Raw genomic sequence first — 21,253 nt, forward strand, 5'->3', positions numbered from 1 at the left:
AGTCGCTTTACGCCGCGCGAGGCGCTCATTAGCGTCGCGCCAGAAGCGGCCGACAGGTCGCAGGAGACCTTCGCTTGAACAGAATGCTCGCCCTTGCTGCCACGCTTGCCGCATGGCTCCCTGCCCCGCTGATGGCGCAGGCCGACCAGACATCCAAGGATACCGAATTGACCGAGACCCCCAGCGCGCCTCCGGTGGCGGAAAAGCGCGATTACGAATATTCGCGCCACGGCATCACGATCGCCGATCCCTATCACTGGCTGAAGGACCAATCCTATCCGAAGGTCGATGACGAGGATGTGCTCGATTACCTGAAAGCGGAAAACGCCTGGTTCGAGGCCAATATGGCCCCGCACAAAGAGCTGGTCGACACGCTGTTCGAAGAGATGAAGGGGCGTATCAAGGAAGACGATACCTCGGTGCCGCAGAAGGACGGCGATTTCCTCTACTGGACCGAGTTCGAGCAGGGGAAGGAATACCGACAATGGTATCGCCGCCCCGTCGCCGGGGGTGACGCTGAGCTGATCCTCGACGAGAACGAGCTGGCCGAGGGCAAGGAATATTTCCGCCTCGGCGCGTTCAGCGTCAGCCAGAACGGGCGCTATCTCGCCTACAGTTTCGACGACAACGGCTCCGAACGCTTTACCGCGCGGATCAAGGATCTCGAAACCGGCAAATTGCTTCCCGACACGATCCCCGAAACGCTCTCCAGCCTCGTCTGGGTCGCGGGCGACAAGGGGCTCGTCTATGGCAAGGCCAATGCCAATTGGCGGACCGACAATGCCCGTCTCCACTGGATCGGCCAGAGCGCCGAGGACGATATCGAGCTCTACAGGGAGGAGGATGACGGCTTCCGCGTCGGCGCCGGGCTTTCCGCGCAGGACGACTGGCTGGTGATCGCGACGGGCGACAACGAGACGAGCGAAGTCCGCCTGGTGCGCGCCGACGATCCGACCGGCGAGCAGATCATGGTCAAGCCGCGCGAAAAGGGCGTTGAGTACGATGTCGATGTGCGCGACGGGACACTGTTCGTTCACACCAATGACGAGCACGTGAATTTCCGCCTCGCCACCGCTGCACTCGAGGCGCCGGGCGCATGGACCACGCTGATCCCCGGATCGGACGAGTTTTATCTTACCGACGTCGCGCTGTTCAAGGATTTCTACGTCACCGAAGGCCGCCTGGCCGGCCTCGATCAGGTGCAGATCCGCGACTATTCCGACCCTTCGCAAATCCGCCCCATCGCCTTCCCCGAGGCGAGCTACGATGCGGGCCTGTCGAACAATCCCGAATACGATGCCGACCGGTTGCGACTGGCCTATGAAAGCATGGTCACGCCCGACAGCGTCTATGATTATCACCTCGGCGACGGGTCGCTCGAACTGCTGAAAGAACAGGAAATCCCGAGCGGCTACGACAAGGATCTCTACCGCACCGAGCGGGTGGAGATCACCGCGCGCGACGGCACGAAAATCCCCATCAGCATCGTGATGCGCAAGGATCGCGCCGAAGGCCCCGGCCCGCTCCACCTCTATGCCTATGGCGCATACGGCTATGCGGTGCCGCCGGGCTTCTCGACCACGCGCCTCAGCCTCGTCGATCGCGGCTTCGCCTATGCCATCGCGCATATCCGCGGCGGCGACGATCTGGGCCGCAACTGGTATCTCCAGGGCAAGCTCAACGAGCGCGCCAACACGTTCAACGATTTCGTCGACGTCGCGAAAGGCCTCGCCGATCTCGGCTATACCGAGAAGGGCAAGATCACCGCGAGCGGCGGTTCGGCAGGTGGCGAACTGATGGGCGTGATCGTCAATACCGATCCCGATCTGTGGGGCGCGGTGGTGGCGCATGTGCCGTTCGTCGACGTGCTCAACACCATGCTCGATGAATCGCTGCCGCTGACGCCGGGCGAATGGCCCGAATGGGGCGACCCGATCACCAGCAAGCAGGCCTTCGCCTATATCCTCAGCTACAGCCCATACGATCAGGTGGTGGCGCAGGATTACCCGCCCATGCTGGTCACCGCCGGGCTCAACGACCCGCGCGTCACCTATTGGGAGCCGGCCAAATGGGTTGCCAAGCTGCGCGACCGTAAAGGCGACGACAACACGCTGCTGCTCAAGACCAATATGGGTGCGGGCCATGGCGGCAAATCCGGACGTTTTCAGTCGATCTACGAGGTGGCGGAAGAATTCGCCTTCATCCTGTGGCAGATGGGCATGACCCAGAACGCAGCGGAGTAATCAGCGCTCATGAAGAAAATCGTCGCCCTGATCCTGGCGCTTGCCGTGCTTGTCGGCGGGTGGTGGTACGCCTCCCCGCTGATGGCGCTCGATGGACTGCGCGATGCCGCGCAAACGGGTAATGCGGCGGAACTCGAGGAGCGGGTCGATTTCGCCCGCTTGCGTGAATCGATCAAAGGCCAGCTGCGCACCGCGCTTGCCGAAGCGACATCGTCCGAAGACGGCGCGTTGGGCGCGGTTGCAGGAGCGGCGCTTGGCCTTGGCGTCGGCGACCGGATCGTCGATGGCATGGTAACGCCGGAATGGGTCACGGACGCCGTGTCCAAGGGCACGAAAGCCCGTCAGGCGATCGAACCCGCTCCCGGCTCGCAAGCGGACCAGCAATCGGACAATTTGGGACCGCGCTCCGCCAGAGCGAGTGACGCGATGTCCTACGATATCCGTCGCACTGGCTTTTCGAGCTTCCAGGTCGCCACGGCGAATGCCGACGGTGCCGCCGGGCCGACCCTGCTGTTCGAGCGCGATGGGCTGGGCTGGGACCTGGTCGGCATCGAGATGAAGCCGTCCGAACTGATCCCGCGTATCTGACAAGCATGGCGGACAACCGCTTCACCCTGGCCTTTACCGCCGCGCCCGAGCACATCGACGAGCTCGGCCACGTCAATAATGCCGTCTGGGTGCGCTGGATCCAGGACGTCGCGACCAGCCATTGGGACAAGGTCGCGCGGCCAGAGGATCGCGCCGCCTATGTCTGGATGGTGACGCGACACGAGATCGATTATCGCGGCAATGTGTCCGAAGGCGAGACCGTGACCGCCGAGACCTTTATCCCTGCGCCGCCCAAGGGTGCGCGGTTCGATCGCCGGGTCGATTTCCGCAATGCCGAAGGCAAGGTGGTGGTCAGCGCCAACACGACTTGGGCGATGATCGACAAGGCCAGCGGCCGCCCGCAGCGCGTTCGTCTCGACATAGCCGCGCCCTTCGAACCGTTCGGCGAACCGACCGACTGACGACGGTCATACCGCCGAGCTGAAGCGACGCTGCGATTCGGCGCGGTATGGATCGAACAGCGCTGCGATGGTGCGCGCATAGGGCAGGCCTTCGGTCTCGATCGCAAGCCGCTCGCCTTCCAGCGTCGCGAATCCGCGCTCGACGAACACCGCAAGCCGGTCCTGCACTTCCGCCAGCAGGCGATGGGGCACCGTCGCCCGGCTATGGCACAGCAGAGCCTCGATGATCGCGCCGCGCTCGCGGTCGTCGTGACTGCGCATCACGCCGCGTTCGGGCACCAGCAAACCGGCGCCGGCGCGCATACGGTACTTCCCGCTGTTCTTCTCATTCTGCACCAGCAGGTTGGGGAAAGAGCTGATCGCCGACGAGCCCAGTCCGATCAGATTGGGCGCACCATCGTCGGTGAAGCCCTGGAAATTGCGCCGCAAAGTCCCGTCGAAGGCGGCATGGGCGAGCGGATCGCCTCCCGGCTTGGCGAAGTGATCGAACCCGACCGGCGTGTAGCCATGCGTGACCATGTAACCGAAGCCGAGCTTGGCCATGGCGAAGCGTTCTTCGGCGCCGGGCATGTCGGAGGTGTCGATCGCGCGCTGTCGCGGGACGATATGCGGCACATGGGCATAGCCGAACAGCGCGACACGGTCGGCGCCGAGCACGCGGGTGCGGGTCAGGCTGTCGAGCAGATCGTCGCGCGACTGGCCCGGCAGCCCGTACATCAGATCGAAATTGAGCGAGGTGACGCCTGCGGAGCGTAGCCAATCAGTCGCTTGAACGATGGTGTCTTCCGACTGAATCCGTCCGATTCGGCGCTGGCAGTGTTCGGCGAAGGTCTGGACCCCGAGGCTGGCGCGCTCGACGCCGGCGGTTTCGATCGCGGCGGCGAATTCGCGCGTCATCGTGCGCGGATCGAGCTCGATCGAATAGGTCGGATCCTCAAGCTCGAAATTCTGCTCCAGCGCATGCACCAGCGCGAGGAATTCATCCGGCGCGATCGCATTGGGGCTACCCCCGCCGAACGAGACGCGGCGCACCCTGGTGCCTTCCGGAAGCAGCGCCGAAACCGTGGCGATCTCGCAGTGAAGCGCGGTCAGATAGGATTCGAGCCGGCCGCGCTTTCCGGCCGCGCCGGTGTTGCACCCGCAATAGAAGCAGATCTTCTCGCAAAACGGGATATGCAGATAGAGCGAGACATCGCCTTTGACGCTTTGCAGCGCCTTGCGATGGTCGCCCGGCCACAGATCGCCGAATTCGGCGGCGGTGGGGAAGCTGGTGTAACGCGGCACAGGCGTGGCGAGCAGGTCGGGGTGATAAGTCCACATGCCCCCCTCATTACGGCTATTCGGGGGCCTGTCTTTGCGCTCGATCAAACTTCTTGCGGCAATCGCCCCCATGGCACCCCTTGCCGTGGCACGGCGGGACCTGTTTGGGCACGGGCGCCTTGCCATTGAGCTCGATCGTGATCACGCGGCTGCTGCCGCAAAGCGCGAAGGTGAAGCTGTCCGGCTCGCTCGGCAGCGGGCCGATCGCCGCGGGGAGCAGCGCGAGGGCGGCAGGCCACACCACATTCATTGCTCGTCCTCCTCGTCATCGATCAGGATGCGGTTCGCCGCGCCATCGAGGTCCTCGAACTGGCCGTCGCGCATCGCCCAGAAGAACATCGCCAGCCCAAGCAGGCCCATGCCGAGCGCGACCGGGATCAGATAGGCCAGCACGCTCATGCGAAATCCTTTGCGGCGCGGGCGAGGCGCAGCGAGTTGCCGACCACGACCAGCGAGCTCAGCGACATGGCTATCGCGGCGACCAGGGGCGTCACCAGCCCCGCCAGCGCAAGCGGGACGGCGCAGACATTGTAGACCACCGCGAAGCCGAAATTCTGGCGCACGACCTGCATCGTGCGGCGCGCCACCGCGACCGCGATCGCGACCGGCATCAGGCGCTCCCCGATGAACACGGCATCGGCGGCCTGCTGGCTCGCATCGCTGGCAGTGCCCGGCGCGATCGAGGCGTGCGCGGCGGCCAGCGCGGGTCCATCGTTGAGCCCGTCGCCGATCATCAGTGGGAAATGCCCTTCGGCCTTCATCACTTCGAGCGCGGCGAGTTTGCCCGACGGTGCGATCTCGCCCGCTCCGGAAATGCCCAGATCACGGGCAACGGAAGTCACCGCCGCCTGACCATCGCCCGACAGGATCGAAGCCGAAAGCCCGGCGCGCTCGAGCCGTTCGACGGCTGCGCGCGCATCGGGACGGATGCGGTCGGCGAAGGCGATGGTGGCAGCGCGCCCGTCGATCACTAGGGCGACCTGGGGACCGCCGGTCTGTTCGGCTGGCTTTTGCAGTGCGACCGGGTGGCCTTCGAACTGGCCTGTGACGCCGATGCCACCGGTTTCGGCGATGTCGGTCACGTCGGCCGGGGCAACGCCTGCATCGGTGAGCGATTTCGCCAGCCCGATGCTCAAGGGATGCCGGCTAGACTGGGAAAGCGCGAGCGCAACGGAGCGCTGACGCGCATCGAGCGGAGCGATGTCGGCGCGCATCTCGCCCAATGTCAGCGTTCCGGTCTTGTCGAACACCACGCGATCGACTTCGGCCAGGCGTTCGAGCGCGCTGCCATCCTTCACCAGCAAGCCCTTGCGGATGAGGGCGCCCGAAGCGACCACTTGTGCGGCGGGCACGGCCAGCCCCATCGCGCAGGGGCAGGTGATGATCAGCACCGCAATCGCGATCACCAGCGACTGGTGCCACCCCGCTCCCGCGATCATCCACCCGACGAACGCCAGCGCGGCGAGCGAATGCACGGCAGGCGCGTAGAGGCGCGAAGCCCGATCGGCGATCCGCACATAGCGGCTGCGCGACTGGCCCGCTTCGTCCATCAACCGTGCTATCTCGGCAAGGGCGGTATCGCTGCCGGTGGCGGTGATGCGGACGCGGATCGGATCGAGCAAATTGATCGCCCCGGCATGCACCTGCGCGCCGACAGACACCTGTTCGGGGGTGCTTTCGCCGGTCAGCATGGCATTGTCGATCGATCCGCTGCCGTCTTCGATCACGCCGTCGGCGGCGAGCGCTTCTCCGGCGGCGACGAGCATGACCATGCCCGGCTGCAAATCCTCGGCCGCCATGCGGATGATCGATCCGTCATCCTGCACGATCCCGGCATTGCGGCCCATCCGACCCAGCAGCGCGCCGATCCCTGCGCGTGTGCGCGAACGCATCGCCGAATCGAGCGCGCGCCCTGCCAGCAGGAAGAACAGCAGCATCACGGCGCTGTCGAAATAGGCATGCTCTCCGCCGGTGACGGCTTCGTAGAGGCTCAACCCGGTCGCCAGCAGCACGCCGATCGAGATCGGCACATCCATATTGGTGCGGCGGTAACGCAGCGCCATCGCGGCGGAGGCGAAGAACGGGCGCCCGGCATAGGCGATTACCGGCAGCGCGATGATCGCAGACAGCCAGTGGAACAGGTCGCGGGTCACGCCGCCTGCGCCCGACCACACGGCCACCGACAGCAGCATGATGTTCATCATGCCGAACCCGGCCACCGCCAGCGCGCGCAGCAGCAGGCGCGCCTCGCGATCGTCCTGCCCCAGCGGATTGTCCGACAGGGCTTGCGATTCGAACCCGAGGTGGCGCAGTTCCTCCACCAGCCGATCTTCATCGACCCGGGAAAGATGCCGTACCGCGACCCTCTTGGCCGAGAAATTGACCCGCGCCGCTTCGATACCGTCGACCTCGGCCAGGCCGCGCTCGATCTTGGCGATGCAGCCTGCGCAACGCATGCCCGGCACGGTCAGCCTTGTGTCGACCAGCGCGGAGCCTTTGGCTGTATCGATGGCGGCGGGCGCGTTCATTCGATCCGCTGCTCGTCCACCCAGGCATCGTCGCCCGATGCAATGGACACGCGCGCGATCCAGCGCCCGTCGGGAATCGCGGTTTCGGAAATGTAGCGACCATCGCCCTGGCTGGCGAAAACGAGATCGCGTGTTTCATGCGCGCCCAGCGGGCGGCGCAACGTAGCCGTGACCCTGGCACCGGCCGGCACGCCCTCGGCGAGGCCCGCCAGTCGGCCGTCATTCTCGCGATCGAGTTCGAGCGACCAGCCGAGGTCCTCCTGTGCCTGCGATTCGTCGAGCCAGGTGTTGAACTTCTGGCTCGCGACATAGGAGTTCTCGACCACCACACCGCTGAAGCCGCTGACCGCCTGGCTCGCCATGTAGAAGTTCACGGCGATGACGATGCCGAACCCGCCCACGAGAATCGCGAGCATGTGCCGTCCGGTGAATTCGCGTCTCATTGGCTTTCTCCCGGTGCATCGAAGCGCGTTTCGGCTGTGTCGGTTTCGCGCTGCGGATCCTGCGAGGTAATGCGGAAGGTGAAATCGCGCGCGCTGACGTCTGCGGGAGCGACCACATAGGCCCGCACCGTCCGCGTCTGGTCTGCCGGCACGGTGAAGATCTGCGTCGACGCGGCTTCATCGCGATTGATCGTATCGGTCCACATCATCCCGCCGGGCAAGCCGTCGATCGCGATTTCCATATCGCGCGGGCGACTTTCCATGTTGCGCAGCTTGAGCGTGTAGGAATTGCGGATCGAGCCATCGCTCATCAGCATATAGGGCGGATTGCGGTCGGGCGAGACGCTGATGTCGGTGTGGCTGCGCACGCCGAGGGCGAACAGCATCGCGCCGCCGATCCCGGCCCAGATCAGGGAATAGGCGATCGTGCGCGGATGCAGGATCGTGCGCCACGGGGAACGCGGCTCTTCGCCCGCCGCTTCGCGTTCGCAATCCTCGAGCGTGGCATAATCGATCAATCCGCGCGGACGGCCGATATCGGCCATCACCTTGTCGCAGGCATCGATGCACAGCGCGCAGGTGATGCAGCCGATCTGCGGCCCTTCGCGAATGTCGATCCCGGTCGGGCACACCTGCACGCACTGGGTGCAATCGATGCAATCGCCGAACTCGCCCGGATTCTTCTTCGCCTTCTTGAGACTGCCACGCGGTTCGCCGCGCCAGTCCTTGTAGGTGACGATCAGCGACTTCTCGTCGAGCATGGCCGACTGGATGCGCGGCCAGGGGCACATGTAGATGCACACCTGCTCGCGCATGAAACCGCCCAGAGTGACGGTGGTCAGCGTCAGGATCGCGACGGTGATATAGGCGACCGGCGCGGCTTCCCCGGCGAAGAAATCGCGCAATAGCGTGGGCGCGTCGGCAAAATAGAGGATCCACGCGCCGCCGGTCACCAGGCCGATCAGTGCGTAGATCGCCCATTTGAAGCCGCGGCGGAACACCTTGCCCCAGGTCCAGGGCGCGGCATCGAGCCGCATGCGCGCGTTGCGATCGCCGTCGATGAAGCGGTCGACATGCTGGAACAGGTCGGTCCAGACGGTTTGCGGGCAGGCATAGCCGCACCATGCGCGGCCGACGGCGCTGGTGACGAGGAACAGGCCGATCCCGGCCATGATCAGCAGACCGGCGACGAAATAGAATTCCTGCGGCCAGATCTCGATGCCGAACATGTAGAAGCGACGGTGGGCGAGATCGACCAGCACCGCCTGATCGGGCGCATAGGGCCCGCGATCCCAGCGGATCCACGGCGTGACGTAATAGATGCCGAGCGTGATCACCATCATCAGCCACTTGAAGCGGCGGAAGGGGCCGTCGATCCGCTTGTTGTGGACCTTCTGGCGCGCTTCGTAGAGCTTTTCCGGCAGGTGCTGGCGCGGCGGCTCGTGCGGTTCGTGTCGCCGGGTGGCGGCGCCGGGCTCGGCTACGGCGCTGCTGACCGGTTCGTTGGTCTTTGCGATGCCGTCCGCGACCACGACGGCGTCGTCGTCATCGTGGCCGCGGGCCGGCTTGTTTGTGCCATCGGGCGTGTCAGGGTTGCTCATCGACTTCGACCTCGGGATTTTCGGCGACCTCTACGAAGTCTTCGCCTCCCCCGAGCGAGTGGACATAAGCGGCCAGCATCTTGATCGTGACGGGATCAAGCCGGCCTTCCCACTTGGGCATGACGCCCATGCGCGGGTTCAGGATCTGCCGCTTGATCGCTTCCCGGCTGCTTCCCCGCAACCAGATTGCATCGTTCAGACGCGGAGCGCCGACTTCGCGGCTGCCTTCGCCATTGGTGCCGTGGCAGGCTACGCAATTGTCTGCGTAGATCTGCGCACCAACCGGGTTCGACCTGCCCTTGCCGCTGAGCGACAGGACATGATCGACCAGCGCATCGAGCTGCGCGCCGTCGAACGCACCGGCAAAGGTCGGCATCTGGCTGGTGCGGGTCTCGTCGTCGCCCGCTTGCCGGATACCATGGGTCAGCGTGTATTCGATCGCCTTGAGATCGCCGCCCCACAGCCAGTCGTCGTCATTGAGGTTGGGATAGCCCAGCTCCGCGTTACCGGCGGCGCCCGAACCGTGGCACTGCACGCAGTTGACGCGGAAGGCCGCACCGCCGCCGGCCACCGCCTGCTGCATCAGCGGGCTGTCTTCGGGCAGGCGCTCGATGGGCGTGCGGGCCAGTGCCTCGCGCACGCTTTCGCGCGCCTGGTCGGCCACGTCGATTTCCTTCGCGAGCTGCGAACGGCTGGTCCAGCCGAGCACGCCTTCGGTCGCCTTGTCGACCATCGGCCATGCAGGGAAGGCAATCACGTAACCGATCGCGAACACGATCGTCAGGTAAAAGGTCCACAGCCACCAGCGCGGAAGCGGGGTGTTGAGCTCCTCGATGCCATCCCATTCGTGGCCGACGGTTTCGGTGCCGGTCGCTTCGTCGATGTGCTTATTCGCCATCGTTCTCGTCCTCGAAAATGGATTGAGCCGCATCGCGATTGTGCGTCTTGGCGCCGGGCCGGAACGGCCAGGCACACAGCCCCACGAACAGGCAGAACATCACGATCAGGGCATAACTGTCGGCCAGGTGGCGGAGGGTATCGTAAGCGGTCACCGGCCCTTCTCCTCGGCCAGTTCCTCCTGCGCTGCGGCGCTGTCGACATCGACCAGCGTACCGAGCACCTGGAGATAGGCGATCAGGGCGTCCATTTCGGTGACCCGGGTCGGATCGCCATCGAAATCGCGCACCTGCGCCTTGGGGTAGCGCTGCAGGAAGTCCTCGACATCGCCATCGGCATCGGGATCTGCCTGGAGAACGATATCGACCATCGCCTGCCCGATATCCTTGTCGGAATAGGGCACGCCGACCATGCGCAGCGTCTTCAGCCGCGCCGCCGGATCGCCCAGCTCGAGCTTGGTCTCGGCCAGGAAGCTGTATTGCGGCATCACGCTTTCGGGCACCACGCTCTGCGGGTTCTCGAGGTGCTGGACGTGCCATTCGTCCGAATAGCGTCCGCCGACACGCGCCAGATCGGGGCCGGTACGCTTCGATCCCCACTGGAACGGGTGATCGTACATGCTCTCGGCCGCTAGGCTGTAATGGCCATAGCGTTCGACCTCGTCGCGGAACGGACGGATCATCTGGCTGTGGCAGGTATAGCAGCCTTCGCGGATGTAGATGTCGCGACCGGCCTGTTCGAGCGGGGTATACGGACGCATGCCGTCGACCTTCTCGATCGTGTTGTCGAGATAGAACAGCGGCGTGATCTGCACCAGTCCGCCGATCGCCACCACGATGAGGGTGCAGATCGCCAGCAGCGTGATGTTGCGCTCCAGCCGGGCGTGGCCCTTGACCACAGCTTCGACGTCAGTCGGCTCCTCCGAAAGCGGACGGGCTGCGGTCGGTTCGTCGTGAGGTTTGCTCATTGCTCGCCTTCCTATTCGGCAGGAACGGTTGCGGTGATCGGGCGGTCGGCGGCGGGATCGTAAGCCGCGTCGTTCAGCGGCTTCTCGTCGCGCAATTTGCCGGCGAGCGTCATCCAGACGTTGTAGGTCATGACCAGGGCACCGCCGAGATAGAGCAGGCCGCCAAAGGCACGCATGAAGAACATCGGCTTCACCGCGGCCACGGTATCGGCGAAGGTGTTCACCAGGTAACCGGTATTGGGATCGGTCTCGCGCCACATCAGGCCCTGGGTGACGCCCGCCACCCACATGCTGGCGGCGTAGAACACGATCCCCAGCGTCGCGAGCCAGAAGTGCCAATTGATCATCCGCAGCGAATACATCCGCTCGCGCTTCCACAGACGCGGGAACAGGTAATAAAGGCAGGCGAAGGTGATCATGCCGTTCCAGCCCAGTGCGCCGGAGTGGACGTGCCCGATGGTCCAGTCGGTATAGTGCGACAGGCTGTTGACCGATTTGATCGACAGCATCGGACCTTCGAAGGTGCTCATGCCGTAGAAGGCCAGCGCCATCACCATCATCCGGATGATCGGATCGGTGCGGATCTTGTCCCACGCGCCGTTGAGCGTCATCAGGCCGTTGATCATGCCGCCCCAGCTGGGCATCCACAGCATGATCGAGAACACCATGCCGAGCGTCTGCGCCCAGTCGGGCAGCGCGGTATAGTGAAGGTGGTGTGGGCCGGCCCAGATGTAGAGGAAGATCAGCGACCAGAAGTGAATGATCGACAGCCGGTAGGAATAGACCGGGCGTTCGGCCTGCTTCGGCACGAAATAGTACATCATCGCGAGGAAGCCCGCGGTCAGGAAGAAGCCGACCGCGTTATGGCCGTACCACCACTGGACCAGCGCATCCTGCACCCCGGAGAACACCACGTAGCTCTTCGAGCCGACCAGGCTGACCGGGATCGCCAGATTGTTGACGATGTGGAGCATCGCGATCGTGATGATAAACGCGAGGTAGAACCAGTTGGCCACATAGATGTGCGGCTCGTTGCGCTTGGCCAGGGTGCCGACGAAGACGATGAAATAAGCGACCCAGACGATGGTCAGCCACAGGTCGACATACCATTCCGGCTCGGCATATTCCTTCGACTGGGTGATGCCGAGCAGGTAGCCCGTCGCCGCCAGCACGATGAACATCTGGTAGCCCCAGAACACGAACCGCGCGAGGCCAGGAAAGGCCAGCTGCGTGCGGCAGGTGCGCTGCACGACGTAGAAGCTGGTCGCGAGCAGCGCATTGCCGCCGAATGCGAAGATCACCGCGCTGGTATGCAGCGGGCGGACACGGCCGAAATTGAGATAAGGCTCGAAGTTCAGTTGCGGGATCGCAAGCTGCAACGCGATGAAGAGGCCGGCGAGCAAGCCCGCCAAACCCCAGAACATCGTCGCGATCGTACCCCAGCGGACAACGTCGTCGTCATATTTCGACGGGCCTTCGGGCATCTTGAAGAAGCCCTGCGCCTTGCCCAGCGGATCGAAGCGCATGGCGCTCATCCACATCAGCACGAAAGCGGTGATGGCGACGATGGTCGCGTGCGCGGCAAATCCGCTATCCGCCGCCGTCGCGATCACCGCGATCGACAGGAAAAAAATGACGAACCATAAGCCCGTGCGGCCCAGGGCGGTTTCCGCTTGCATTTCCGTGTCTCCGTCCGTTTGAGGCGCAATTAGGGCGCTGGCTCGAAAGCTTCATTGATCCAGAACAAATTCGAAAAATTTTCACGCTGCATGGGTGAGATGTCCTGCCAGTGCATCAAGGCCTGCCGGATCGGGCAAGCGCACGATCGATCGACCCGATGTCTCGAGCAGGCCGCGATCGCGCAATTCGCCGAATTGCCGGCTGACGGTTTCGATCGTCAGCCCCAGGCTGTCGCCGATATCGCGGCGCGACATCGGGAGGTCGATCACACAGCCACCCGCTTCGGCACGGCCGATCCGCCCGGCAATGGTGACGAGGAAGCTGGCGACTCGCTCCTGCGCGGTCTTGCGCCCTAGCGCGATCGATTGCTCGCGGCATCGGGCAAGCGCGGCAAGCGCCCGTTCGAGCACAGGACCGGCCAGCCCGGGCTCCCGGTTCGCCAGCGCGAGGAATTCGTCCGCCGAAAACACCACGAGTTCGCAGTCCTTGAGCGCACACAGCGCATAATCATGCGCCGACCGCGCCGGGATCGATATCAACTCGCCTGCAAAGTGAAACGCGATCACCTGCTCGCGCCCATTCGATGCCTGCGCGACCAGTTTGGTCGCGCCGCTCGCCAGGTAGCAGATGCGATCGTGCTCCACGCTCGAGAGCGCCGCATTGCCCGCCGAAACGTCGAAGTTGCGCGCCAATGCCCGGAACCGCGCCCGGACGACGTCGGTGAGCGCGTCCTGAAAGATCGTCGCCGCGAAGCGATCGAACAGAGAGCGCGAATCGGGTGTCGATCGCGCCTGTTGGGGAATGGATCCGCTTGAAAACATGGCGCGGCCCTGCCTGCCGAAGCCTGCCCCGTCATTGACATGGATCAATCATCGGCAAAGAACCGCCGGCGGCGCCAGCGTTCGAACACGCAAGGTCCATTCGAAGACGGGAAGAAGCTGGTGCACCCGACAGGATTCGAACCTGTGACCTCTGCCTTCGGAGTGCAGGGTAACGCCATAGTCCCGGACAACTCCGGACATTGAAACCCGCAGAAAACCCAGCGTTCTCGTCTTGCGCTGTCCCGTTCCATCCGGCATTGTATTCCACACGGATTACATACGGAACGCAAAGGCGGCTGGCAGTGGCAACGGATCTGAGCAAAGTTGGAGAGCGCGAAAGGCTGAAGGCCCGGAGGGAGCCGCACTGGCAAAGATTGCGGACAGGCTGCTTTCTCGGTTTTCGACCTTCGAAGCGTGGCGGCAAAGGAACCTGGATCGCGCGTGTCTATGATGAGGACAGCCGCAGGTATCAGGTGAAGTCTCTTGGCGACTTCGGGACGCTGGCGGGCAACGCGATGTTCGCTGCGGCGAAGAAGGAAGCTGAAGCGCTAGCGGAACTGGTTGAAGCGGGTGGCGAGATACGCGCCAAGGTGGAAACCATTGCTGATGCTTGCCGCGCCTATGCCGAGGACAGGCCGGAAGCCGAGGCCCGCTTCAAGCGCTATGTTTACCCCGATCCCATCGGCAAGGTTAAGCTCGACAAGCTCCGCCGCCGCCACCTGAAAGATTGGCGCGCCCGGCTGGAAGAAACGCCTGCGCTCGTGAGCCGGAATAAGGAGGGTGACAGGCGCACCCGCGCCCGCGCCCCCTCAACAGTCAACCGGGATATGGCCGTTTTGCGCGCGGCGCTGACCAAGGTACTTTCGCCCGGCGCTCCGAACAGCGAGGCTGCTTGGCAGGAAGCGCTGAAAGCAGCCCCTAATGCTGACGGGAGGCGCACCCTTTATCTGGACAAAGGGCAGCGCAGGGCGCTTTTGGAGGCGGTTAGCGGCGAGGCCCGGCCATTCGTGCGGGCGCTCTGCCTCCTGCCACTGCGACCGGGCGCGATGGCAGCGCTCACGGCTGGCGACTTCGATAAACGCACCTGTGAACTTACGATTGGCAAAGACAAGACTGGCAAGCCGCGCCGCATCCAGCTGCCAGCCGAAGCTGCGTCACTTTTCACGGCTCAGGAGAAAGACAAGCTGCCCTGCGCTCCCCTTTTTATGCGCGCTAATGGAATCGCTTGGGACAAGAACAGCTGGAAGCTGCCAATTGCTGCGGCGGTGAAGGCAGCTGGATTGCCAGACGGAGTGACAGCCTACACGCTTCGACACAGCACGATTACTGACCTTGTGGACGCGGGACTACCCTTGCTCACAATCGCGCAAATATCTGGAACCAGCGCCGAAATGATTGAGCGCCACTACGGCCATCTGAACAGCGATGCTGCGGTGAAGGCGCTTACGGAACTGGCACTGTAGAATGTCCAAAAAAGATGAACCGCTAAAAGGATGGCGAGCACCTACCGAAGAGGAATATCGATTTGCTGATGAGCATGTAGACGAGAGGCTGTTTGAACGCGGACCAGCTAATAGTGCAGTGCAATGGGGGCTTTGGACGCTCCACGAAGAACTTGCTGCGGCAGCACGCTTTTATCGCGCTGCGGATTTGCAGGGGCAACGCGATGCGGTCTTTGCTTCACTCTTCGCGGTTGAGCGATACTTGAAGTCGCAGGGGTTTAGTGAGGCTACGACGGAGCCACTGATACGCCCGGCTGAAGCTCTTGTTGATCGTGAAGCGAACCGTCGTGACCTACTCTTTTGCGAACGAAAACGGTCTGGCGCACCATCCCGGACAGTGGCGGATTACAACAAAATTGGAGCAATCGCAGCCTTGGCCGAAGCTTGGCTCGCCTTACACAAGGATGGAGACGGCAAGGTAGCTGACAAACTCAAGCGCTTTATACGGCATGTCGAAGGCCCATGGCTGTGCAACCTGACCTTGAGTAGGGTGAAAGCCGCTCGCGAAATGGTCAGCCAAGAGGCCAAGGACCACCCTGCGGTGGAGTGGGCGAACCGCTATCGGAATTGGCTTGCGGAATCAGCGCGATTGGGCGGTCCCGCAGCTGCCATCAGGACCGTTGCCCGCATCCTGAACCGGCCCGGTCGACGAGAAACTTCGGAAGACTAGAAAACCCCCCGTGTTTTCTGGGCGGCATTAGCGCCAGCCAGCATCCCACGACGTCCGGAGCAATCCTGCCCGGACCTCGTGGGAGACCCGAAATGGCAAATCCTATCGCACTTACTGTTCAAGATGCTGTGAAAGCGTCCGGCCTATCTCGCAGCCGAATTTATGAGGCTATGCGGGACAGTCTCCCTGCCCGCAAAGCGGGTAGGCGGACACTCATCCTAGCTTCCGACTTAGAAGCCTACCTCGCCAATCTTCCCACCTATCAGGCGGGAGCATGAGACATGGCGAAAAAACAAAACCCCGGCGTGCAGGCCGGGGCTTCGCGCAATCAACTTGTCGGCTGGTTGCACACTCCCCTTACACCTGGGGAGCGGCAGGCGCAATTGCTCACTGCCCGTTTTCGCGTGTCCCGGCACACGGCCCGGCTCTTGGCTGTCCATTGTTTTGGGGAGGCGGCGAATGACTGAGCACTACCCGAGCTTTCCCGGCTTTAAGGGACCGGACAAAACCGGCCAGGAGGCCGCAGAAGCGATAGCGCCCTGCGTTACCCACCTGCGCAGGCTTGCGCTGCGAACCTTGGCCCAGATTGGACCTGCGACGGTCCTAGAGGCGGTCGTAGCGGCTGGTGTGACCAGAGAGAGCCTGCAACCACGATACAGCGAATTGAGGCGCATGGGGCTGGTTGAGCCTTCGGGCGCGCGCAGGCGCAATCCCAGCGGCAAGAGTGCCAGCGTCCTGCGGCTCACCGAACTCGGGCGAAAGGCCGTGGCAAGTGGTTAGACGGTGCAAGCGGTCAAATATGCTTCCAAACGGGCGGAACAACACCAGTCGTTTCGCCCGTCTGGATCACCGCATTCTCCATTCGAACGCCTACCGGGCACTATCTCCGAATGATCGGTCACTGCTTGTTGAACTCATCTCGCTTTATAATGGCGAGAACAACGGCAGCATATACCTGAGCGTGCGTGATGCAGCGCACCGCATGGGCGTGGCAGACCTCGCGGCCGCTAGTCGATCTTTCGACACTCTTCAGGCGCTCGGCTTCATTGTACTGACGCTAAAGCACGAGTTTCGCTCTGGATCGTCCGGGCAGTCAAGGGCGCGTAGTTGGAGGCTGACATGGCTGCCGGGACCGGGGCGCAAAGCTCCGTCTTGGGAATTTCTGGAGAAAGAACCGGAACCGCAATCAAGCGCTCGAAAACGCATGGAGCGCGGATTGCGGGTGCTCAAATCCTACAAGCGGGGGCGGGAGCGCGGGCGTTTTCCGGCATTGGATTCCGACACGCTAGAGCAATTCAGGCCAATCGGTCGCGCCAGAGCCGTATTGGATTCCGACACGGCCAAAGTCGAGAACGGCGGAAACCAGCCAATCGGGTCCGTTCGGGAAACCGCCACACATATAGCTACACCATGGGGTGAGTGTGCGAGCGGGTATCCTTTCGGCTGGTGGCGACCGGATTGGAGCGACTCAATCAGCGCCTTGACATTTTTCGCGCACGTCGGCGCGGTTGCGGAAAGCGCTAATCAGGAAAAGGGGGTAGCATGAGCAATACGCGCAGGAAGGCCGATGAGTCCGAGGCAGACAACAGGTTGCAAGTGGAACGTTCACCCGATGAAACGGCAGCGCGGGCGACAGCACGCAAGTTGCTCCAGCCAACGTTGACGAATGCTATCGCGGCTTCAGCCGTGAAGCAGCGCATGATTGGTGACGGAATCGAACTGCCGGGGATCGGTGATTATGTTCACGCGCTCCAAGAGGCGGCGGGACGGGCAAGCGATGGCGACCTTGCGATGGCCAGCCGAATGCTAGCATCTCAGGCGATAACACTGGACGGCCTATTCACCGAACTAGCGCGGCGCGCTGCCATGAACCTTGGCGAATACATGGACTCATCAGAGCGATACGGACGGCTGTCGCTGCGGGCACAGAGCAATTGTCGGACGACGCTGGAGGCACTGGCCAAACTGCACCAGCCGAGAGAGCAGACTGTGCGCCACGTTCACGTCAATGAAGGCGGGCAGGCGGTCGTTGCCGAGACTTTTCACAATTACAGCGGGGGGCACGAAAATGCCGAAACGGTCAAACAATCCCATGCAACCGAAGCGGCTGGCGATGGCACGGCGATGCTTGGCGCAGACCCGCAAAGGGACGGAGTGTCAATCGCCAGCGGTAAGGGGCAGGCGGCGATGCAGGATGCACGGCGGGACTAATCCGGGCGCTCCAAAGGGTAATTACAATGCGTGGAAGCACGGCGGCAGGTCAGCGGCGACATCCTGGATTTGCAGATACTTGTCCGAACGGGAACGAGTGCTCTAGATTAGCGCTCGCTTGGGGAGTGCAATTTGGCCGAACTTTTTCAAATTAATTGGAGGAGCAGTAAGGGTTGGCTCCGCGTGTGGATCTTGGCTGCGCTAATCTGGATCGGTTACGCGGCCACCCAATTTCCGGTTCCAAGTCGGTTTGATCGAATTGAATTGGCAAACTATCTGCTTGCGGCTGAGGGCAACGCTAAGGCGCAAGCAGACACTCTAATGGAGGCGGAAGCTGTTCGAATCGCTAGAAGCGAGCGAGTTTGTATCAGTGGAACCATAGAGGAAGCTCTTTCCGAACTTCCTGCCAAACCGGTTAAGCCCAGAAAACCCAAGCTGAGCTATCTGAATGCGGAATCTGAGCCTCCTCTGCTCGATCCTTTATCTAGACTTGACCTATATGAGTATGAGGCCGATTTGCGCTCCTACCAAATAGCAGTAGCCTTCCGCAGTGACGCAATGGCGAATGCGACTTTTGGGTTTGAGAAAGCAGCGGGTGTCGAGCCTACTCACCAACTGAAGCTATGGTGTGACTCAATAGGCGACCGGAACAAAAAAGTAGCTAAGTGGGCGGCTCGTGTCGTCGTGCCGCCACTCATTGTTCCAGCTCTTTTGGTCGCATTTCTCATGGCTGCGTCGGGTTTGGCTCGCTGGCTGCTGGCAGGATTCAGAGAGCCTTGAGGGATAATCGGCAATGATTCAGCAAGGCCGACATCTTCGGCCCTGCTTTGTCTCGACCTTCTTAGGCCGCGGCTGAAGTGAGGGGGCGGGTAAGGCGACGCTTGCGACGTGTGAGTTTCGCCATTTTCATGAGCGCGGTCTTATTGCTTTTTCCGCTGGCGCTCGCGAGCGCAATCTGTCGGATCAGCATGCGCTTTTCCTCTTCAATGCCTTCAATCTCGGAAACCAACTTATTTTCCATCTCGATGGTCATTTGTCGCTTCCTTTCGGAGTTGGTTGTATCACCTTGCGATCGAAACGCAATGGAGCGTCATTTCCGCAACGCTACCTGTGTTGCGATTAATCGAGCCAAAACGCGCACTGTGTCGACGTTCTGCGACTTAATGTCACTTGGGTTGCGTTTGAAGCGGCCCGATGCGTTGCTAGTGGCCGTGACTACTCCCCACACCACATTGCTCTTGCCAATGAGGATGGGAATCGCCGCTGCTGAAACGTAACGATCCTTGTCGCTATCGTGTCGTTTGTCGTCGGACGCATCATATTTGCCTCCATGTTCCGCATTGCGCGCGTCATCAACAATGACATCAGTTGCATCGTGCCACGCCCATCCAGTGAACCCTTCTTTTTTCTTCCAATCCCGAGCTTCGCGCCCTTCGCCCTCTCGGTCGGCCCAATGTACAGCAATCCTCTCCATCTTTTGCGCCCGGCCCTTCCCGGTCTTCCTGAAAATAGAAAAGGCCCAGACTTCTCCTGCCTCGAACCCGATAGCGGCATTGATATTCACGCTACCAATATCGAGAATCGCCTTCACGACCCTTTCTACCGGGGTCGACTTTGGTAACGTCTCGCACGCTTCGTATATATCGGTTTGCATATCCAAAAGTGCGCGGCGTTTTTCGTCAAGGCGGAGCAATTCATCGCGCTCTGCAAGATACACCTTGACCTGCTCGACATAACTTTTCGCTGAGCTGAGAAGCTCAGGCGTGTCCCACTCCAAGAAGAGTAAGAGCAGCCCTCCAAGGCCAGCCGCGCCTCCACCGAGAATGACCAGCAACCCTTTTACGGTCAGCACACCAGACCCTGTGTCGGGGGCTAGAGGCCCGGTCATAGCCCCGCCTATCACGCTAGTTAGCGTTCCACCCAATATGAGTATGACTTTGATTAGGAACTGCCACCTGCTGGAGCTCCGCAGCTCCGCAACCAACTTGTTCCACAGATTATTTTCCTCTGCCAGCCAATCAAAGCTCATCGCGCCCCCCAACCCTAATGGTCGCAAATATTCCGACAGCCCAAAGCTGCTGCGTCACACTAGGCAGAAAAATAGGCGCCTGCGAAGGGCTTTAAGGCAATCATGCCGCCGCGCAATTTCAACCGGCTTTTTCTATACTCGTTCCACACGAGGAGCCGCATAGCCTAATAAGTGTTTGAAATTGTGGCGCACCCGACAGGATTCGAACCTGTGACCTCTGCCTTCGGAGGGCAGCGCTCTATCCAGCTGAGCTACGGGTGCCGATGCCTTTGCGACGACGCGGCAGCGCGATTAGCAAGGTCGCGCGGCTCCCGCCAGTGCTTTCGCGCGCCGAGACGTTCACCCGATGGGCGGATTAGCGATTTGGCAACTTCGCTTGCCTAGTCACCGGCAGGCAATGCGGCACCCCACGCAGCCTTTCGATGCCGATGCGCACCATGACTTCCTGAAGCCGCCTGGCGAAGAACGAAGCTCCGAACTTGCGGTGCGCTGGCGCTCCCTCGACGAGGCCGGACGGGTGGTCGCAACGCTCGCCGGCGAAGCCGAGCCGGCTCCCGATGGCGGATTTCTCGCCCGGGTCGAAGCGACACATGGCGAACGTCGCCGCGCTGCCGAGCAAGGCGTCGACGACCTTGCCGCGATGATGGAGCCGGGCCTCGCCGCACTGCTCTATGTCTGCGAGAATGGCGGCGACGCCCGCGCGCCTGCCACCGCGCTGTGGCGCGAATATCGCGATGCGCGCACCGCGCTGCTGGCCCTCGCCAGCCCGCAAGACGCCTGATCGCGGCTCTGGACAAGTTCCTGTTTCGTTCCTAAGCGGTGGCGATGGCTTCCGCTTCATCCCTACCGCCTGCCGCTACCGATCTCGCGACCGCACAGGACGTGGCTCGCGGCATCCAGCGCCTGTTCGCGCGCAACGATATCTGGTGCGTTTCCGAAATGCCGCTGCGCGGCGGACGCCGGGCGGACCTGATGGGAATCGACGCCAAGGGAAAGGTCGTGATCGTCGAGATCAAAGTCGCGCGGGCCGATCTGGTGGGCGACGCCAAGTGGACCGACTATCTCGACCATTGCGACCGATTCTTCTGGGGTGTGCCGCCGCATCTCGACCGCGCCATGCTCGAACGCGAATCGCACCGGCCCGATTGCTGCGGCGTGATCGTGGCCGACGGCTACGACGGCGAGATTTTGCGCCCCGCGCCTCTCCAGCCGCTTGCCGCCGCACGACGCAAGGTCGAAGTCGAAGCCCTGGCACGTACGGCCATGCGCCGCCTCACCGGGCTCGGGGATCCCGAAACCCAGGGGTGGGGCCGCATAGAGGGCTGAGCGCC

The 21,253-nt window shown here is 62.5% G+C and carries 25 protein-coding genes and 1 tRNA gene; 12 read left to right on the forward strand and 14 right to left on the reverse strand.

The features are described 5' to 3' along the window. The first annotated feature begins 131 nt into the window (after window positions 1-131). Genes GRI68_RS11140 through GRI68_RS11150 form a run of 3 tightly spaced genes read left to right on the forward strand, consistent with a single transcriptional unit; the run spans window position 132 to window position 3,253 of the window. On the forward strand, window positions 132-2,243 hold the full coding sequence (locus GRI68_RS11140) for a S9 family peptidase (RefSeq protein WP_234028912.1): 2,112 nt from the start codon (window positions 132-134) through the stop codon (window positions 2,241-2,243). Window positions 2,244-2,252: 9 nt separating this feature from the next. Further along, window positions 2,253-2,831, forward strand: a complete 579-nt coding sequence (locus GRI68_RS11145) for a DUF2939 domain-containing protein (protein WP_160617309.1) — start codon at window positions 2,253-2,255, stop codon at window positions 2,829-2,831. 5 nt (window positions 2,832-2,836) lie between these two features. Beyond that, complete coding sequence (locus GRI68_RS11150; protein WP_160617310.1) at window positions 2,837-3,253, forward strand: acyl-CoA thioesterase; 417 nt, start codon at window positions 2,837-2,839, stop codon at window positions 3,251-3,253. A 6-nt stretch (window positions 3,254-3,259) separates the two neighbouring features. Here the strand turns inward: GRI68_RS11150 and GRI68_RS11155 are convergent, their stop codons facing one another. From GRI68_RS11155 to GRI68_RS11205, 11 genes are all read right to left on the reverse strand, one after another. Next, complete coding sequence (locus tag GRI68_RS11155) at window positions 3,260-4,573, reverse strand: radical SAM protein (protein ID WP_160617311.1); 1,314 nt, start codon at window positions 4,571-4,573, stop codon at window positions 3,260-3,262. 16 nt (window positions 4,574-4,589) lie between these two features. Then, a complete protein-coding gene (locus tag GRI68_RS11160) occupies window positions 4,590-4,823 on the reverse strand; it encodes a hypothetical protein (protein WP_160617312.1) in 234 nt (77 codons plus the stop codon). Beyond that, complete coding sequence (gene ccoS, locus GRI68_RS11165) at window positions 4,820-4,972, reverse strand: cbb3-type cytochrome oxidase assembly protein CcoS (protein WP_160617313.1); 153 nt, start codon at window positions 4,970-4,972, stop codon at window positions 4,820-4,822. Before ccoS ends, GRI68_RS11160 begins: the two co-directional genes overlap by 4 nt. Continuing rightward, window positions 4,969-7,101: a heavy metal translocating P-type ATPase gene (locus tag GRI68_RS11170; protein WP_160617314.1), complete on the reverse strand. Its 2,133-nt coding sequence runs from the start codon at window positions 7,099-7,101 to the stop codon at window positions 4,969-4,971. The genes ccoS and GRI68_RS11170 overlap by 4 nt, the downstream gene beginning before the upstream one ends. Then, window positions 7,098-7,544, reverse strand: a complete 447-nt coding sequence (locus GRI68_RS11175) for a FixH family protein (RefSeq protein WP_160617315.1) — start codon at window positions 7,542-7,544, stop codon at window positions 7,098-7,100. The genes GRI68_RS11170 and GRI68_RS11175 overlap by 4 nt, the downstream gene beginning before the upstream one ends. Next, window positions 7,541-9,145, reverse strand: coding sequence for a cytochrome c oxidase accessory protein CcoG (ccoG, locus tag GRI68_RS11180; RefSeq protein ID WP_160617316.1), 1,605 nt, complete (start codon window positions 9,143-9,145; stop codon window positions 7,541-7,543). Before ccoG ends, GRI68_RS11175 begins: the two co-directional genes overlap by 4 nt. Further along, a complete protein-coding gene (ccoP, locus tag GRI68_RS11185) occupies window positions 9,132-10,043 on the reverse strand; it encodes a cytochrome-c oxidase, cbb3-type subunit III (RefSeq protein WP_160617317.1) in 912 nt (303 codons plus the stop codon). Before ccoP ends, ccoG begins: the two co-directional genes overlap by 14 nt. Continuing rightward, window positions 10,033-10,197 carry a cbb3-type cytochrome oxidase subunit 3 gene (locus GRI68_RS11190; RefSeq protein WP_160617318.1) on the reverse strand — a complete coding sequence of 55 codons (165 nt, stop codon included), beginning with the start codon at window positions 10,195-10,197 and terminating at the stop codon, window positions 10,033-10,035. The genes ccoP and GRI68_RS11190 overlap by 11 nt, the downstream gene beginning before the upstream one ends. Next, window positions 10,194-11,009, reverse strand: coding sequence for a cytochrome-c oxidase, cbb3-type subunit II (ccoO, locus tag GRI68_RS11195; protein WP_160617319.1), 816 nt, complete (start codon window positions 11,007-11,009; stop codon window positions 10,194-10,196). Before ccoO ends, GRI68_RS11190 begins: the two co-directional genes overlap by 4 nt. Before the next feature lie 11 nt (window positions 11,010-11,020). Further along, window positions 11,021-12,688 (reverse strand): cytochrome-c oxidase, cbb3-type subunit I, encoded by a 1,668-nt coding sequence (gene ccoN / locus GRI68_RS11200; RefSeq protein WP_160617320.1) that lies wholly within the window; start codon window positions 12,686-12,688, stop codon window positions 11,021-11,023. Window positions 12,689-12,769: 81 nt separating this feature from the next. Further along, the gene (locus GRI68_RS11205) at window positions 12,770-13,558 is read right to left on the reverse strand and encodes a helix-turn-helix domain-containing protein (protein WP_160617321.1); all 789 of its coding nucleotides are present in this window, start codon (window positions 13,556-13,558) and stop codon (window positions 12,770-12,772) included. Between the two features lie 254 nt (window positions 13,559-13,812). On the opposite strand from GRI68_RS11205, the gene GRI68_RS11210 reads away from it, so the two are divergent. The 7 genes from GRI68_RS11210 to GRI68_RS11235 all read left to right on the forward strand — a co-directional run bounded on the left by GRI68_RS11210 (window position 13,813) and on the right by GRI68_RS11235 (window position 18,673). Next, a complete protein-coding gene (locus GRI68_RS11210; RefSeq protein WP_160617322.1) occupies window positions 13,813-14,973 on the forward strand; it encodes a tyrosine-type recombinase/integrase in 1,161 nt (386 codons plus the stop codon). Window position 14,974: 1 nt separating this feature from the next. Beyond that, the gene (locus GRI68_RS11215; RefSeq protein WP_160617323.1) at window positions 14,975-15,682 is read left to right on the forward strand and encodes a hypothetical protein; all 708 of its coding nucleotides are present in this window, start codon (window positions 14,975-14,977) and stop codon (window positions 15,680-15,682) included. 92 nt (window positions 15,683-15,774) lie between these two features. After that, window positions 15,775-15,960 carry a helix-turn-helix domain-containing protein gene (locus tag GRI68_RS13915; RefSeq protein ID WP_160617324.1) on the forward strand — a complete coding sequence of 62 codons (186 nt, stop codon included), beginning with the start codon at window positions 15,775-15,777 and terminating at the stop codon, window positions 15,958-15,960. 521 nt (window positions 15,961-16,481) lie between these two features. Continuing rightward, complete coding sequence (locus GRI68_RS11225; RefSeq protein WP_160617325.1) at window positions 16,482-17,228, forward strand: hypothetical protein; 747 nt, start codon at window positions 16,482-16,484, stop codon at window positions 17,226-17,228. Next, window positions 17,225-17,893, forward strand: a complete 669-nt coding sequence (locus tag GRI68_RS11230) for a hypothetical protein (protein WP_160617326.1) — start codon at window positions 17,225-17,227, stop codon at window positions 17,891-17,893. Before GRI68_RS11225 ends, GRI68_RS11230 begins: the two co-directional genes overlap by 4 nt. After that, the gene (locus GRI68_RS14030) at window positions 17,796-17,999 is read left to right on the forward strand and encodes an HGGxSTG domain-containing protein (protein ID WP_407643351.1); all 204 of its coding nucleotides are present in this window, start codon (window positions 17,796-17,798) and stop codon (window positions 17,997-17,999) included. Before GRI68_RS11230 ends, GRI68_RS14030 begins: the two co-directional genes overlap by 98 nt. A gap of 26 nt (window positions 18,000-18,025) precedes the next feature. Then, window positions 18,026-18,673: a hypothetical protein gene (locus GRI68_RS11235; protein WP_160617327.1), complete on the forward strand. Its 648-nt coding sequence runs from the start codon at window positions 18,026-18,028 to the stop codon at window positions 18,671-18,673. A 61-nt stretch (window positions 18,674-18,734) separates the two neighbouring features. On the opposite strand, the gene GRI68_RS11240 is transcribed toward GRI68_RS11235, so the two are convergent. The 3 genes from GRI68_RS11240 to GRI68_RS11250 form a co-directional block, all read right to left on the reverse strand. Further along, the gene (locus GRI68_RS11240) at window positions 18,735-18,926 is read right to left on the reverse strand and encodes a hypothetical protein (RefSeq protein ID WP_160617328.1); all 192 of its coding nucleotides are present in this window, start codon (window positions 18,924-18,926) and stop codon (window positions 18,735-18,737) included. Between the two features lie 57 nt (window positions 18,927-18,983). Beyond that, window positions 18,984-19,745: a GAF domain-containing protein gene (locus GRI68_RS11245; protein ID WP_160617329.1), complete on the reverse strand. Its 762-nt coding sequence runs from the start codon at window positions 19,743-19,745 to the stop codon at window positions 18,984-18,986. Between the two features lie 361 nt (window positions 19,746-20,106). Then, window positions 20,107-20,183 (reverse strand) — tRNA-Arg (locus GRI68_RS11250). A 136-nt stretch (window positions 20,184-20,319) separates the two neighbouring features. Between GRI68_RS11250 and GRI68_RS11255 the strand changes: the two genes are divergently transcribed. Further along, window positions 20,320-20,703: a hypothetical protein gene (locus tag GRI68_RS11255; RefSeq protein WP_160617330.1), complete on the forward strand. Its 384-nt coding sequence runs from the start codon at window positions 20,320-20,322 to the stop codon at window positions 20,701-20,703. Between the two features lie 44 nt (window positions 20,704-20,747). Continuing rightward, complete coding sequence (locus GRI68_RS11260) at window positions 20,748-21,248, forward strand: MmcB family DNA repair protein (RefSeq protein ID WP_160617331.1); 501 nt, start codon at window positions 20,748-20,750, stop codon at window positions 21,246-21,248. The last annotated feature ends 5 nt before the right edge of the window (window positions 21,249-21,253 follow it).

It is taken from the genome of Alteriqipengyuania halimionae (assembly GCF_009827575.1).
Taxonomy (GTDB): Bacteria; Pseudomonadota; Alphaproteobacteria; order Sphingomonadales; family Sphingomonadaceae; genus Alteriqipengyuania_A; species Alteriqipengyuania_A halimionae.